Raw genomic sequence first — 14,784 nt, 5'->3', positions numbered from 1 at the left:
CCGGCCTTACCCCTGCGGCGCTTCGGCCTTGGCCGGCACTCCGGCTTGCGCTTTGTGGATGGCAGCCTCGGTCGTGCGGAGCGAAGCTGCCGGTCCTTCCGCCGCGTTCCAGATAAAGTCGCCTGCGAGAATGAAATCGGCGCCGGCGCCGGCGAAGCGGCCGGCCTCCTCCAGCGTGGCGGCAAAGCCGACCGACGGCACTTCAAACAATTCGTCCCACCAAGCGAGGCGCTCGGCGATCGCCGTCGCAGACGGGCGTGATCCGTTTTCGTCGGGTTCGCCGAACAGCACGTAGTCGGCGCCGAGTTCGCCAGCCGTCATCGCATCGTGCCGCGTCGCAAGGCCGCCGACGCCGGCGATACGGTCAGGCTTGAGGGTCGGCAGCGCTTCTTCAAAGGTGGTGAGGTCGGGCAAATGCGCGCCATCCGCGCCCGCGCGCGCCACGAGCTCGGCATTTCCCTCAAGCAGCAGCGCCGCGCCCTTGTTCTGAACGATGGGTGCGAGCGCCTTGATGCGCGAGATCAGCGTGCGTGGGTCGGAAGTTTTCAACCGCAGCAGCACGGCGGCCACATCGGCTGCCTCGAGCAGGGACGGCAGCAATTCCGCCAGCGGTTGCGGGTCCTCGATCACCGGCGTTGCCAGATAGAGGCGCGGGAGCGGCCGCGGCGGAATAGTCTTGGACGTCAATTTCAAGCGGCCTTCTTTTCGAGGTCGGCCGCCCATTTACCAGTGCTCGCAAGGCCGTTCATATGCGCGCGATGGATAAAGGCGCGCTGGCCAGCCGGAACGTTCTCGGATTTGCCGGACCATGCCTTTTGCGGCGCAGCCTGCAACGCGCGACCATAGGAGAAGGTAATCTTCCATGGCAGGTTACCGATCGCGTTGATGGCGTTGAGATGCGCGGTAGCTTCTTCGTCGGATTGTCCGCCGGACAGAAACGCGATGCCGGGTACGGCCGCCGGCACGCATGCCTTGAGAAGACGGACAGTCTTTTCGGCGACGTCCTGCACGCCGGCCTGCTTGCCGGATTTCTTGCCCGCGATGACCATGTTGGGCTTGAGGATCATGCCTTCCAATGCGACGCGCTGCACGCGCAGCTCCTGGAATGTCTTGTTGAGCACGCGGCCCGTCACCTCATAGCAGCGGTCGATATCGTGATCGCCGTCCATCAGCACTTCCGGCTCGACGATCGGCACGATCTGCGCCGCCTGGCACAGCGCGGCGTAACGCGCCAAGGCATGGGCATTGACGTGGATCGCCGTCATCGAGGGGATGCCGCTGCCGATATCGATCACGGCGCGCCATTTCGCAAAGCGCGCGCCGCGCTCGTAATATTTCTTCAGCCGCTCGGCAAGCTTGTCGAGACCGACGGTAACGAGTTCACCCGGACAATTCGGCAAGGCCTGCGTGCCCTCGTCCACCTTGATGCCGGGGATGGAGCCGGCCTGCTCGATCAGCTTGACCAGCGGGGTTCCGTCTTTCGCGTTCTGCCAGATGGTTTCGTCGTAGAGGATGACGCCGGAGATATATTTGCTCATCGCCTCCTGCGAGCGGAACAACATCTCGCGATAGTCGCGGCGGTTGTCCTCGGTCGATTCCACCTTGATGGCGTCGAAGCGCTTCTTGATGGTGCCGGTCGATTCATCGGCGGCGAGAATGCCTTTGCCCGGTGTGACCATGGCAAGGGCGACTTTGTTGAGATCGGCGAGATTCATCGCAAACGTCCTCCGGAAGCTGCCCGCTTTTGGCGGCCAAAATAGACCGTTCTCGGGCAAAAGAGGAGGTTGATGTTGGTCGCAGGGCTGGTCCCGGGCCCTGATTTCGGCTCTTGTCTCAGGGGCATCGGCCGCCAACGGCTCGGCCCAGGCGCCGCCCGAGGACAGGCTCCCTCGGGCGCTATCCAATACGCCGCGGCTTCTCGGCTCACGCGACCGTCTCCGGAATACCGGATCGTCCGGTCGCGCAGGACGATGACAGCCCTTAGCAATATCCGGCGACGCCAGCTTCGGGATTGCTAAGCGACGCGGGGGTCGAGCTCGCCCTTGGCGTAGCGCTTGGCCATTTCGGCGGGCGTGAGCACGCGCTTGATCTTGGTCGCTTGTCCCGCAGTGTTGAACTCCTCAAGCCGCTGCTTGCACAGCCTGGTCATCGCTTCCATGGCGGGCTTGAGATACTTGCGCGGGTCGAACTCTTCCGGATTTTCCTTCAGCACCTTGCGGATCTGGCCTGTCATTGCCATCCGGTTATCGGTGTCGATGTTGATCTTGCGCACGCCGTTCTTGATACCGCGCTGGATTTCGGCGACCGGCACACCCCAGGTCGGCTTCATCTTGCCGCCGTTGGCGTTGATGATATCCTGCAAATCCTGCGGCACCGAGGACGAGCCGTGCATCACGAGATGCATGTTCGGCAGCTTGCCGTGTATTTCCTCGATCACGTTCATGGCGAGTATGTCGCCGTCGGGCTTGCGGGTGAACTTGTAGGCGCCGTGCGAGGTGCCCATCGCGATCGCAAGTGCGTCGACCTTGGTCTCCTTGACGAATTTTACGGCCTCGTCGGGATTGGTCAGAAGCTGGTCGTGTGACAGCTTGCCTTCGGCGCCGTGGCCGTCTTCCTTGTCGCCCATGCCGGTCTCGAGCGAGCCGAGCACGCCGAGCTCGCCTTCGACCGAAATGCCGCCGAGATGGGCCATGTTGGTGACGGTCTTGGTCACGCCGACATTGTAGTCCCAGTCGCCTGGCGTCTTGCCGTCGGCCTTCAGGGAGCCGTCCATCATCACGGAGGTGAAGCCGGCCTGGATCGCGGTCATGCAGGTTGCGGGCTCATTGCCGTGATCGAGGTGCACGCAGACCGGAATCTGCGGATAGATTTCAGTGACGGCGTCCATCATATGGCGGAGCATGACGTCATTGGCATAGGAACGCGCGCCACGCGAGGCCTGGATGATGACGGGCGCATCGACTTCGGAAGCGGCCGCCATGATCGACAGCGCCTGCTCCATGTTGTTGATGTTGAAGGCCGGGACGCCGTAGTCGTGTTCCGCCGCGTGATCGAGCAATTGGCGCAAGGTGATCCGAGCCATGAAACCTGTTCTCCCGTTGGGGCTGAGCGCCCGATATGAATTATTGCTTCTTCAAAACCTCGACGCCGGGCAGGGGTTTCCCTTCCATCCATTCCAGGAAGGCCCCGCCCGCGGTGGACACATAGCTGAAATCGCCGGCCACGCCGGCCTGGTTGAGCGCTGCGACCGTGTCGCCGCCGCCCGCGACGGAAACCAGCTTTTTCGCCTTGGTGCGCTCGGCGGCATGGCGCGCCGCAACCACCGTGCCGCGATCGAACGGCGTCATCTCGAAGGCGCCGAGCGGCCCGTTCCAGACCAGCGTCTTGGCATCATCGATGGCGGCGTGAATGCGCGCCACTGATTGCGGGCCGACGTCGAGGATCATGCCGTCGGAGGGAATGGCGTCGAGGCCATAGGCGTGCGACGGGGAATTGGCGGCAAAATGAAACGCCACCACGGCGTCGACCGGCAACAGGATCGCGCAATTGGCCGCGGTTGCTTTCTCCATGATCCGCAGCGCGGTGGCCGCGAGGTCCTTCTCCGCGAGCGACTTGCCGACACCGATGCCCTGCGCGTGCAGGAAGGTGTTGGCCATGCCGCCGCCGATGACGAGCGCATCGACCTTGCTGACAAGGTTTTCCAACAGGTCGATCTTGGTCGATACTTTCGCGCCGCCGATGATCGCGATCACCGGCCGCGTCGGCGCTTCCAGCGCCTTGCTTAACGCATCGAGTTCGGCCTGCATGGTGCGCCCGGCGTAGGCGGGGAGCTTGTGACCGAGGCCTTCGGTCGAGGCATGGGCGCGGTGGGCGGCGGAGAAGGCGTCGTTCACCCAGATGTCGCCGAGTTTGGCCAGTTCCGCGACGAAGCTGCCGTCGTTCTTTTCTTCCTCTTTATGGAAGCGGGTGTTTTCCAGACAGAGGATGTCGCCGTCCTTCATGGCCGCGACAGCTTTCGCGGCCGTCTCGCCGATGCAGTCCTCGGCAAACGCGACCGGCTTGTCGATCACATGCGACAGTGCCGTGGCCACGGGCTTCAGCGATTCCTTGGGGTCGCGTCCCTTGGGCCGGCCGAAATGCGCGAGCAGGATGACCTTGCCGCCCTTGCTGGCGATTTCGCTGATGGTCGGGGCCACGCGTTCGAGGCGGGTAGCGTCGGTAACGCGGCCCTGCTCCATGGGAACGTTGAGGTCGACGCGGAGCAGCACACGTTTGCCCTTCACATCGACGTCGTCGAGGGTGCGGAATGGTTTTGTCATAGGCGCTTCCTTGTCCCGGGTACACCGAGTGCCCACTTCCGAAGTTCGTGCTCCATCGCAGCGCCCACCTTCGCGAACTTCGGAAAGCCATGGGCCCTGGCAGACTTATTGATTGAGTACCGCGCTATCGATCTGAAGTCCCTGATCGGGCTCGCCGCTTGCCGTGCAGGGACTCAGATCGGTGGTACTAGCGGCGCAAGGTGCCGCCGTGCAGAACCGGGGCCTATACTGGAGTGGTCCCGATACTTGGGTCCCGGATCAGCGATGCACCGCGAGCGCGCGGCATCGCATCCGGGACATGAGACTTATTAAAGCAGCTTGCCCATCGCGACGGCGGTGTCGGCCATGCGGTTGGAGAAGCCCCACTCGTTGTCATACCAGGACATCACGCGCACCAGCGTGCCGTTCTGCACCTTGGTCTGGTCCATGTGGAAGGTCGAGGAATGCGGATCGTGGTTGAAGTCGATCGAGACGTTCGGGTGGGTAGTGTAGCCGAGGATGCCCTTGAGCTGCTGCTCGGCGGCCCGCTTCATCGCCTCGTTAATCTCTTCCTTCGTCGTCTTGCGGGAGGCCACGATCTTCAAGTCGACCACCGAGACGTTCGGCGTCGGCACGCGGATCGCGACGCCATCGAGCTTGCCGTTCAGTTCCGGCAGCACGAGGCCGATCGCTTTCGCCGCGCCGGTCGAGGTCGGGATCATCGACATCGCCGCCGCGCGGCCGCGATAGAGATCCTTGTGCAAGGTGTCGAGGGTCGGCTGGTCGCCGGTATAGGCGTGGATCGTGGTCATGAAGCCGGTTTCGATGCCCACGGTGTCGTTGAGCACCTTGGCGACCGGCGCGAGGCAGTTCGTCGTGCAGGAGCCGTTGGAGACGACGAGATGGTCCTTGGTCAGCTTGTCATGGTTGACGCCGTAGACGACCGTTGCATCGGCGTTCTCGGCGGGCGCGGAGACCAGCACGCGCTTGGCGCCCGCGGCGAGGTGCGCAGACGCCTTCTCCCTGGCGGTGAAAATGCCGGTGCATTCCAGAGCGATGTCGACGCCGAGCGCCTTCCAGGGCAGTTTCGAAGGGTCGCGTTCCGCCGAAACCTTGATCTTGCCGTCGCCGAGACTGATCGAGTCACCCTCTACCGTCACCGTGCCGGGAAAGCGACCGTGGACGGAGTCGTAGCGCAACAGATGGGCGTTGGTCTCGACCGGGCCGAGATCGTTGATGCCGACCACCTCGATATCCTTGCGGCCGGACTCGGCGATGGCACGTAGCACGTTGCGGCCGATGCGGCCAAACCCGTTGATAGCGACCCGGATTGCCATGGTGTGTTTCTCCTCTAATAGCCCTTGCCGTCCTCACGGGCGGGTCCCGCAAGGAGGTTGACGGCAGTTCGCCCGGTTCGGCCGGGCGAGGAACGGAAAAGATGACAGGTTAGGTAGACCTTTTCGGGGCCCAGCTCAACCTCATCAGGAGTACCGCCGATTTGAAATTCCTGCATGATTGCCGCGAATTCTCACAGGCGTTTCAAAATCGAAAAGGGTTCTCCCAAATCTTAATCTGGCTAGCGCCCTATTGTTTCCGAAGTTCGTAACCCGCGGGCCGCGATATCGTACGGACTTCGGAAACGGGCGTTAGACCCGCTTCAGGACTGCGTTAACCGTCGCCTCGGCGGTAATTCCGAAGTGCTTGTAAAGCTCCTTGGCCGGGCCGCTCTCGCCGAAGCCGTGCATGCCGATAAAAACGCCGTCGTGCCCGATCACGGCATCCCAGCCCCAGCGGACCGCGGCCTCGATCGCTACCTTCACCGGCGCGTTGCCGACAATCGCCTTCTGCCGATCCTCCGGCTGGGACAGCAGCAATTCGAGCGAGGGGACCGAGACCACCCGCGTCGCAATGCCGCGCCCGGCGAGTTCCTTCTGGGCCGCAACGGCGATCTCGACTTCGGAGCCCGAGGCAAAGAGCGACACCTTCGCATCCCCTTGCGAGGGGACCAGTTCATAGCCGCCATGGCTGCACGGATTGTCCGAAGGCGCGTTGTTGCGAAGTTGCGGCACGTTCTGGCGTGTGAGCGCGAGCACGGTCGGGCCGTCGGTGCGATTGAGCGCCAGCTCCCAGCACTCGGCGACCTCGATCGCGTCGCAGGGCCGGAACACGCGCATGTTGGGCATCGCGCGCAGGCTGGAGAGATGCTCGATCGGCTGGTGCGTCGGGCCGTCTTCCCCAAGCCCGATCGAATCGTGGGTCATCACATAGACCACGCCCGCGCCCATCAGCGCAGCGAGGCGCATGGCCGGGCGCGCATAGTCGGTGAAGACGAGGAAGGTCGCACCATTGGGCGCAAAGCCGCCATGCAGGAAGATGCCGTTCATGGCAGCCGCCATGCCGTGCTCTCGGATGCCGTAATGAATGAAGCGGCCTTTCGGCGTCTTGGCGGAGAAGGCCACCGCGTCTTTCGGCTTGTTGTTGTTGGAGCCGGTGAGGTCGGCCGAGCCGCCGACAAATTCCATCGGCATGGCGGCGGCGATGGCATCGATCGCAGCTTCGGATGACTTGCGCGTGGCGATGTTGAGCGGGCTCTCGAGCAGCTTCTTCTTGTGATCGCGCAAGGCTTTTGCGAGCGAGGCCGGCCGCTCATGCCGCAGCCGGCGCTCGAACTCGGCGCGCTTGCGCGGCCCCAATTCACCAAAGCGCGCCTCCCATTCGCTCCGCGCGGCCGCGCCGCGGCTGCCCGCTTCGCGCCAGGCTTTCAGCACGTCGTCAGGAACCGAGAACGGCTCGAGCGAAATGCCGAGCTTTTCCTTCGCGCCCTTCAGTTCGTCGGCGCCGAGTGCCTCGCCATGGGCTTTGGCCGTGCCGGCTTTGTTCGGCGCGCCGTAGCCGATGGTGGTCTTGCAGGCGATCAGCGACGGCTTGTTGGACTTTTGCGCGCGGGCGATGGCGGCCGCGATGGCCGACTGGTCGTGGCCGTCGATCAATTCGGCGGCCCAGCCGGCGGACTTGAAGCGCTTCACCTGATCGACGGAGTCGGAGATGGAAGTGGGCCCGTCGATCGAGATGCCGTTGTCGTCGTAGAGCACGATCAGCTTGTTGAGCCGCCAGTGGCCGGCGAGCCCGATCGCCTCCTGTGACACGCCTTCCATCAGGTCGCCGTCGGAGGCGAGCACGTAGGTGTGATGGTCGACGATCTTCTTGCCAAACTCGGCCGCGAGCATCTTTTCCGCGAGCGCCATGCCGACCGAGGTCGCGATGCCCTGGCCGAGCGGACCGGTGGTGGTCTCCACGCCGTGGGTGCGGAAATTCTCCGGGTGACCGGGCGTGAGCGAATCGACCTGGCGAAAACGCTTGATCTCGTCCAGCGTCATGTCCTTGTTGCCGGTGAGATAAAGCAGCGCGTAGAGCAGCATCGACCCGTGCCCGGCAGAGAGCACGAAACGGTCGCGATCGGGCCAGGCCGGATTGGCGGCATCGTATTTCAGGAATTGCGTGAACAGCACGGTGGCGATGTCGGCGGCACCCATCGGCAAGCCGGGATGGCCCGACTTGGCTTTTTCGACCGCGTCCATCGCCAGGCCCCGGATCGCATTGGCCATACGGACGTGATCGACCTGCGTCATGATGAAATTCCGCCAGATAATGAGGTGCTTGGGTGGGCCGCCGAGGCCAAAAACCTCAGCGTGGAACCGGAAGTCGAGGGCTGGATAGCACCTCACCTGTCAAAGTCAAAGGAAGTGGCACGATTTGCGACGGTAAAACCTGCTTTGCGGTGCATAGTTCCGAACCGGCGTTGCGCTGGCCTTGTTCGTTACGTAAGTTTCTTCCCCCAAATGCTTGATTTCCAACCGCTTGATTTTGCAAGAGGCGTCCCGGCGCCCCCGGGGGTATGCTGAGCGATCCATGGACGACCAAACCGCCAACGGTTCGCACCACAGCGAACAGTCGTTCGCCGATATCGAGGCCGCCACGCGGCGTCTGATGGCGGCGCTGGATGGGCTTGAGCGGGCGGTCGAGCGCCGGCGTGACGCTGATCGCGACGAAGACGAACTTGCGGCCCGGATCCAGGCGCTCGGCGCCGATCGCGCCCGTCTCGCCGACGAACTCGACGGATCGCTGGTCAAGACCAAGCGGCTCGAGCGCTCCAATCGCGAGATTGCCGAACGGCTCGATGCCGCGATCGGCGCGATCCGCGAGGTGCTCGAAGCCGGAGAGATGCCATGAGCCATGTCAACGTCACCATCAACGGGCGGCAATATCGCATGGCCTGCGAGGCGGGGCAGGAGACGCGGCTGCTTCGGCTCGCCGAGAGCCTCGAGTCTCGCATCCAGAGCCTGCGCGGCAAGTTCGGCGAGATCGGCGACGCAAGGCTCACCGTGATGGCGGCGCTGACCGTCTGTGACGAGTTGCAGGATGCGGACAATCGCATCCACAGCCTCGAACAGGAACTGGTCGCGCTTGCGGACGTCCGGGAGGTTGCGGCCGATCGCGCCAGGGCAACGCAGATCGCGGTCGCCAACGCGCTGAACGCCGCCGCCGACCGGATCGAGAAAACCACGCAAGTTCTCAACCGCACGATCGGTGGCGGGGTTGCGATCGGCTGATCGGCCGGAGCCGCCGAAATTTATTTACATGCAGTGGTTCGACGCCCTCGACGGGCACAGTTCGAGCGCGCTGGTGAGCGAGAACAGCACGCGCACGTCGCGGCCGGGATTATCAGGGGAGCGGTAGGTCAACGGGACCGCGATCGCGAGATCGGCTTGCGTATTGTTGGCGAGGAAAAAGCGAACGCCGCCGCCGACCGAGGTGAGCGAGATGCCGTCGGTATAGTTGTAGCCGGCGTTCCACGCGACGCCGCTGTCGACGAAGCTGTAGAGCTGATAGCCTGTCAAAAACTGGGAATTTAGTTTCTGGTCGAAACGGAGCTCCAGCGTGCCGGCCATGCCGTTATCCCCGCTGGTTTCGGCGGCGGCATATGCTCGGCCGAACGCCGCGCCGCCAAGATAGAATTGTTGCGACAGGTATAACGGCCCGGATGCGGCCTGGGCGGCAGCCGCAATCTTGAGCGACCACGCATCCGTCAAGGACTGATAGCGGGTGAACCAGACGTCGAGCGCCGAGAAGCTCGGGGAAGCACCGATGTGCGACACGAAGTCGTCGTCGGCTTGTGAGGCGCCGAGCACGTTGAGACCCTGCCGCCACGTCAGGGTCAGAAAGTTGCTGCCGCCGAAATTGTCCTGGAGGCGGTAGTCTCCCGTCAGACCGAAGGTGCGGATGCGATCTTCATAGATTGTCCCGAACAGGTCGCTTTCGGAGACGTTGCTGAGGTCGAAGGCGCTCGTGATCGTCAGCGTCGAGCGCTGCGACTGTATCGGCACCACGCTGGCGCGAAGCTCGAAGCCTTCCATCGTCGTGTTGTCGCCGAGGGCGCGGCGGTAGTCGCCGGGCCACACGTCGCTGTACATGCCGGAGACGCCGACGCGCACGCCGTCATCGCCGATCGGGGTGTCATAGGACAATCGGCCGAAGCCGAGCTCACGCGGGTCGTTGGGGGTGGTCGAAAGATTGACCGCCAGTGTATCTCCGGGCCTGAGCAGGGAATTGTATGCCGCCGTCGCGTAGCTTTCCCATGGGCCGACGGCGGCGGCGCCAAGGTTGTCAACGCCGAGCGAAGCAAAGACATGCCAGGTCTTGACGAAAACGGTCAGGCGGAAATGACCGCTGGCGGTGCCGATCTCCTCAAGCGTGGTGTCCGCGATGCGCACGCCCGGACGGTTGTTGATCAGGAGTAGTTTCCGTTCCAGCGTCCCGAGCCGCGAGGGGTGTTCGGCAAGCACCGGCGCGAGCATCTGCCGCACGCCGAACTCCTCGGCGCCCTCGCCCCTGACATCGAGAGCGGTGATACTGCCTTCGATCACCTGAACGCGGATTGATCCGTTTTTGATGTCCTGCGGGGGAATGATCGCCCGGCTCAGGTTGAATCCTGCGGCGCGGTAGATATCGCCGATGCCCGCCGCGATCGCGGCGAGGTCGGCCTGCGAGACCTTCTTGCCGACGTAAGGTTGGTAGACGCTCGCCAGGTGGTCGGGTGGAATCGCCGTGGCGCCGGCGATCGAGACGTGGCGAAGCACGAACAACGGTCTTGTATCTGCCGGCGGCGTCGCCGGCTGTGCCAGGGCTGGCATCCGCAGGCGGGGCGGTCGCGTGGAGGGGGTCCATCCGGACTGTGAACCATTGAAGCGCTGGTCAAATTGCCTTGGATCGTATGCCGGCGGCGCGGCCTGCTGTGCCTGCGCAGGGAACGAAGCCATGAGCACGAAGAAGGTTGCAAGCCCTAGCGCAGCGAGTCCCGCCTGGCGGTGGGCCGGCCCGTTGACGACATCCCCTTCGTTGGTTTGCGGGTTCCACCGCACTGCTCTTAGATGCATGAAAATTCATAAGATTTCATGGTCAATGAATCGTTAACGGGCGCCGCCAAAACCGGCCGGCCTGCACACTCAATATTGAGTTTTTCGGCTTAGCCTCGGGCGATCGAAGGCTGAGGGCAAAGCTATGAAACGGGCGCGCAACTATCTGGCCGGGTTGATGGCTGGACTTGCACTTTTGACGGGATCTCACGCGTTCGCTGCCGAAGGCGGCATATGGTCAGTCCGCAAATCCTCGGGCGAGGTCTGGATCTCAAGCGGCGACGTTCAGCAGGCGTCACTCAAGGCCGACGAGCAACTCAAGCCCGGCGATACCATCCGCACCGGGCGGAATGGCCGTGTGCTCCTGGTGCGCGGCGAAGAAAGCATCCTGATCGCGCCGAATTCGGTCATAGGTCTGCCCGCTGCGGCGAAGGACGGACTTTCGACGACGATCACCCAGCAGGCCGGCTCGATCCTGCTCGAGGTGGAGAAGCGCAACGTCAAGCATTTCGAGGTCGAGACCCCCTATCTCGCCGCCGTGGTCAAGGGCACGCATTTTCGCGTCGCCGTGAATGCCGCCAGCACCAGCGTCGATGTCTTGCGCGGGCAGGTGGAAGTTACCGACTTCAAGTCGGGCCAGATCGCCCAGGTGATGCCGGGTCAGAAGGCGACCGCGTTTGAGCATGGCAAGCCTGGTCTGGTGCTCAGCGGCTCAGGCCCGTTCAATCCGATCGAGCGAGGCAAACCGCGTGCTTCATCGATCAATCGCATTCCGGTGCCGAGAGGAGGGCTCGCCTCCCCGCGCAGCGCCGCTAACCGAGGGGCGATCCATGCGACCGCTGGGCAGACCGGCGTGAGGATTTCATCGGCGCTCGGCGAAGTGAAGGTCGACTTTCACAAGGTGACGCATGGCCTCGCGCGCGGCTCCTCGGCGTCGATCAGCACCGCGAACCGAAACACCCAGAGCAATACGGTCTGGAACGCATCCTCGACCAGCGGCGCGAATGCGGTCTCAGCCGCAGCGGTCGGAGCCAGCCCGGCGTCGAGCGGCGCCTCCTCTGTCGCAGCTAACGGCGCCTCCTCGGTGGCAGCTGCGGTGGCCGCCGCCGCCAACGCCGGAAGCATCGGAGGCAATGGCAACGGCAATGGCGCCAATGGAAACGGCAACGCATTCGGCCTCGGGAACGGGAACGGCGGGGTCGGAAACGGCAATGGCAACGGCGGGGTCGGAAACGGCAACGGTAGGGGAAACCTGAAGCACTAGAAAGCGAGGGCGGGCTCGAACGCCCGCCGGGGGACGGGGGAATTGAAACATATCCGGCCACATCTTCTGGTCGCGGCCATCGTGATCATCGCGGCGGTTCTGGGCTGGCACAACGGCCTGCGCAACGTGCTCGCCGACCTGCGCTTTGCCTGGCTGTCGAAGCCAGCCGGCGGCGAGATCGTGATCGTCGCCATCGATGCCCCTTCGATCGAACAAATCGGTGTCTGGCCGTGGCCGCGCCGGCTGCACGCCCAGTTGCTGCGGCAGCTTGATCTTGCCGGCGCCAGCGACATCGCATTCGATGTCGACTTCAGCACGCCCTCGGACCCCGAGTCCGACCGGATGTTCCTCGAAGCCCTGGAGCATGCCGGGGGATCGGTGGTGCTTCCCTCGTTCAAGCAGCCCGGGGCCCAAGGCTCGACCTTCTTCAACCGTCCACTGGCTGCGTTCGGCGCGCATTCCTGGTCGGCGGTTGTCAATGTCGCAATCGAGCCGGACGGGCTGGTGCGTCGGTATAGTTTCGGTCAAAAGCTCGACGGCGAATTCCTGCCCTCGATGGCCGCGGTCCTCGCCGGACATTATGACGAGCACCGCGCGCCATTCCTGATCGATTTCGCACTCCAGCATGAAACCATTCCGAGGGTTTCCTTTGTCGACGTTCTGAAAGGCAACAAGGCGGCGCTGGAGCGGATCAAGGGCAAGAAGGTCATCATCGGCGGCACCGCGCTCGAGCTTGGCGACCGCTTCAGCATTCCCAACGGCGGCATCGTTTCCGGACCTGCGTTGCAGGCGCTGGCCGCGGAATCGATGATTCACGGCCGTATCCTGCATTGGACCTCGGCAACCACGACCGTGTTGGCACTTGGTACGCTCGTGCTCTTCATGATGTTGCTGTGGCGGCGCGTATCCGCCGCACGGCGGGTTGGCGTGCTGGTGCTGGCGGCGGTTGCCATCGAAGTGTCGGCCTATCTCATCCAGATGTGGTTTCCCCTGGTCATCGACACGGCATTGTTGCACGTCGCCATCGCGGTCTATATCGCCGCCATTGGCCTCGATGAGATCGACATCCGCGATCTGCTCGGCCGTGTCGCCGAGAATCGTTTTCAGCGCATCGCGATGTCGCTCGGCGACGGTCTGGTCTGCACAGATTCGAACTATCTGATCACGGTCTGGAATCCGGGCGCGACGGCCATTTTCGGTTACAGTCCCGACGAGATGATCGGCCGGCCGTTCGATACGCTTTGCGCGGGAAATGCAGAGGCCCCGTTCTCGATCCATCAGGCGCACGCGCAGCCTGCCGGCACGGTGATCGAATTCGATGCCCGGCATCGCAACGGCAACGTGTTGCCCGTCGAAGCCAGCTTTTCGCGCTGGCAGGGTGCGGACGGCATCCAATACGGCGCGATCCTGCGCGACGTCTCGGTGCGCAAGCGCGAGGCCGAGAAGATCCGTTACCTTGCCGAATACGACACGCTGACGGGCCTTCCCAACCGTTATACGCTCGAAGCAAGGCTTGCTTCGATGATCGCAGCTACCGAAGCGTCCACCAGCGAAGTGGCGCTGCTGATCATAGGCCTCGACGGCTTTCAGCAGATCAATGACCTGCTCGGCCATTCCAATGGCGACCTTATCTTGCGCGCGGTATCCGATCGCCTGGTGGGCGAGGTCGGCAGTGCAGGCGTGGTCGCCCGATTGAGCGGCGATGAATTCGCCATCGCCGCATCAGGCCTCGGTCCGTCGGAAGGCATCGAAGATCTGGCAAGGCGCATTGCGGCGGCCTTCGGCAATCCGGTGATGGCGGGCAGCCGCTCGCATCGCGTCAGCCTCTCGACCGGCGCCGCCGTTTTTCCCGCCAGCGGCAGTTCTGCGAGCGAGCTCTTGTCCAATGCGCATCTGGCGCTTCGTCGCGCCAAGGTCGCGCGGCGCGGCGGCTGCGTGTTGTTCGAGGCCTCGATTCGCGAGGAGATCGAAAGCCGCCTGATGCTTGAGACGGAGCTCGTGCGCGCCGCGGAGCGCGGCGAGTTCGAGCTGTTCTATCAGCCGCAAGTCGGCCTCGGCAGCCTTGAATTGATCGGTGCCGAAGCCCTTATTCGCTGGCGACATCCGGAGCGCGGCTTGATATCGCCGGGCGTATTCATGCCGGTCGTCAACACGTCGCCGATTTCGGAGCGCATCGCGACCTGGGTGCTGGAGACGGCCTGCCGACAGGCACGCGCCTGGGAAGTTTCGGGCCGTCCGCTGCGCGTCGGGGTCAACCTGTCGCCGTCACAACTGCATTCCGGCGACCTCGCGCGATCGGTCGCCGATGTGCTCGCAGCGACCGGCCTGTCACCTTCGCTGCTCGAACTCGAGGTCACCGAAGATATCCTGCTCGTGGACGAAGGGCGGGTGCTCGCGACGTTCCAGCGAATCCAGAAGCTCGGGGTAAGAATCGTATTCGACGATTTCGGAACCGGTTATGCGAGCCTCAGCTATCTGAAGAAATTCCCGCTCGACGGCCTGAAGATCGACCGCTCCTTCGTATTGGACCTGCTCACCGACCCCGACGACGCGGCGATCGTGAACTCGACGGTCGCGCTCAGCAAGGAGCTCGGACTGTCGGTCATTGCCGAAGGTATCGAGAACCGAGCCACCGCGGATCTTCTCGCGCTCATGGGCTGCGAAGAAGGCCAGGGTTATTTCTTTGCCCGTCCGCTACCGGTGCCGGAATTTGAAAGCCAGTTCCTGGCCTCACCCAGCGTGGCAGCCCAGCTGCTTGCGGGCTAAATGCGGGCTGTTCGACACGGATCGAACCATCGCGGCTCCGCCA

The 14,784-nt window shown here is 63.6% G+C and carries 11 protein-coding genes; 4 read left to right on the top strand and 7 right to left on the bottom strand.

Annotation, left to right across the window (positions count from 1 at the left end):
• Positions 1 to 6 precede the first annotated feature (6 nt).
• From NEZ08_RS25425 to tkt, 6 genes are all read right to left on the bottom strand, one after another.
• Positions 7 to 687 (bottom strand): thiamine phosphate synthase, encoded by a 681-nt coding sequence (locus NEZ08_RS25425; RefSeq protein WP_298113614.1) that lies wholly within the window; start codon positions 685 to 687, stop codon positions 7 to 9.
• Between the two features lie 2 nt (positions 688 to 689).
• The gene (locus NEZ08_RS25420) at positions 690 to 1,715 is read right to left on the bottom strand and encodes a class I fructose-bisphosphate aldolase (protein WP_298113491.1); all 1,026 of its coding nucleotides are present in this window, start codon (positions 1,713 to 1,715) and stop codon (positions 690 to 692) included.
• A 299-nt stretch (positions 1,716 to 2,014) separates the two neighbouring features.
• Positions 2,015 to 3,082 (bottom strand): class II fructose-bisphosphate aldolase, encoded by a 1,068-nt coding sequence (gene fba, locus NEZ08_RS25415; protein ID WP_298113488.1) that lies wholly within the window; start codon positions 3,080 to 3,082, stop codon positions 2,015 to 2,017.
• A gap of 40 nt (positions 3,083 to 3,122) precedes the next feature.
• Positions 3,123 to 4,319 carry a phosphoglycerate kinase gene (gene pgk / locus NEZ08_RS25410; protein WP_298113485.1) on the bottom strand — a complete coding sequence of 399 codons (1,197 nt, stop codon included), beginning with the start codon at positions 4,317 to 4,319 and terminating at the stop codon, positions 3,123 to 3,125.
• A gap of 308 nt (positions 4,320 to 4,627) precedes the next feature.
• Positions 4,628 to 5,635, bottom strand: coding sequence for a type I glyceraldehyde-3-phosphate dehydrogenase (gap, locus tag NEZ08_RS25405; protein ID WP_298113482.1), 1,008 nt, complete (start codon positions 5,633 to 5,635; stop codon positions 4,628 to 4,630).
• Positions 5,636 to 5,944: 309 nt separating this feature from the next.
• Positions 5,945 to 7,927 carry a transketolase gene (gene tkt, locus NEZ08_RS25400; protein ID WP_298113478.1) on the bottom strand — a complete coding sequence of 661 codons (1,983 nt, stop codon included), beginning with the start codon at positions 7,925 to 7,927 and terminating at the stop codon, positions 5,945 to 5,947.
• Positions 7,928 to 8,207: 280 nt separating this feature from the next.
• Between tkt and NEZ08_RS25395 the strand changes: the two genes are divergently transcribed.
• Positions 8,208 to 8,528, top strand: coding sequence for a DUF4164 domain-containing protein (locus NEZ08_RS25395; RefSeq protein ID WP_298113475.1), 321 nt, complete (start codon positions 8,208 to 8,210; stop codon positions 8,526 to 8,528).
• A complete protein-coding gene (locus tag NEZ08_RS25390; protein WP_298113472.1) occupies positions 8,525 to 8,908 on the top strand; it encodes a cell division protein ZapA in 384 nt (127 codons plus the stop codon). The genes NEZ08_RS25395 and NEZ08_RS25390 overlap by 4 nt, the downstream gene beginning before the upstream one ends.
• A gap of 24 nt (positions 8,909 to 8,932) precedes the next feature.
• Here NEZ08_RS25390 and NEZ08_RS25385 read toward each other — a convergent pair whose 3' ends face one another.
• On the bottom strand, positions 8,933 to 10,615 hold the full coding sequence (locus tag NEZ08_RS25385) for a ShlB/FhaC/HecB family hemolysin secretion/activation protein (RefSeq protein WP_298113611.1): 1,683 nt from the start codon (positions 10,613 to 10,615) through the stop codon (positions 8,933 to 8,935).
• Between the two features lie 241 nt (positions 10,616 to 10,856).
• On the opposite strand from NEZ08_RS25385, the gene NEZ08_RS25380 reads away from it, so the two are divergent.
• Together NEZ08_RS25380 and NEZ08_RS25375 are read left to right on the top strand one after the other, a co-directional pair.
• Positions 10,857 to 11,975: a FecR family protein gene (locus NEZ08_RS25380; RefSeq protein WP_298113469.1), complete on the top strand. Its 1,119-nt coding sequence runs from the start codon at positions 10,857 to 10,859 to the stop codon at positions 11,973 to 11,975.
• Between the two features lie 42 nt (positions 11,976 to 12,017).
• The gene (locus tag NEZ08_RS25375) at positions 12,018 to 14,741 is read left to right on the top strand and encodes an EAL domain-containing protein (RefSeq protein WP_298113467.1); all 2,724 of its coding nucleotides are present in this window, start codon (positions 12,018 to 12,020) and stop codon (positions 14,739 to 14,741) included.
• The last annotated feature ends 43 nt before the right edge of the window (positions 14,742 to 14,784 follow it).

Origin of the sequence: Bradyrhizobium sp. (assembly GCF_027451485.1) — a bacterium.
GTDB lineage: Bacteria > Pseudomonadota > Alphaproteobacteria > Rhizobiales > Xanthobacteraceae > Bradyrhizobium.
The sequence above is the reverse complement of the archived record's forward strand: the minus strand, read 5'-3'. Positions and strand labels throughout refer to the sequence as shown.

Excerpts from the sequence above, each read along its gene's own strand:
- NEZ08_RS25390 (WP_298113472.1), top strand. The coding sequence starts at position 8,525 with ATGAGCCATGTCAACGTCACCATCAACGGGCGGCAATATCGCATGGCC.
- tkt (WP_298113478.1), bottom strand. The coding sequence starts at position 7,927 with ATGACGCAGGTCGATCACGTCCGTATGGCCAATGCGATCCGGGGCCTG.
- gap (WP_298113482.1), bottom strand. The coding sequence starts at position 5,635 with ATGGCAATCCGGGTCGCTATCAACGGGTTTGGCCGCATCGGCCGCAAC.
- pgk (WP_298113485.1), bottom strand. The coding sequence starts at position 4,319 with ATGACAAAACCATTCCGCACCCTCGACGACGTCGATGTGAAGGGCAAA.
- NEZ08_RS25395 (WP_298113475.1), top strand. The coding sequence starts at position 8,208 with ATGGACGACCAAACCGCCAACGGTTCGCACCACAGCGAACAGTCGTTC.
- NEZ08_RS25380 (WP_298113469.1), top strand. The coding sequence starts at position 10,857 with ATGAAACGGGCGCGCAACTATCTGGCCGGGTTGATGGCTGGACTTGCA.
- NEZ08_RS25385 (WP_298113611.1), bottom strand. The coding sequence starts at position 10,615 with ATGGCTTCGTTCCCTGCGCAGGCACAGCAGGCCGCGCCGCCGGCATAC.
- fba (WP_298113488.1), bottom strand. The coding sequence starts at position 3,082 with ATGGCTCGGATCACCTTGCGCCAATTGCTCGATCACGCGGCGGAACAC.
- NEZ08_RS25420 (WP_298113491.1), bottom strand. The coding sequence starts at position 1,715 with ATGAATCTCGCCGATCTCAACAAAGTCGCCCTTGCCATGGTCACACCG.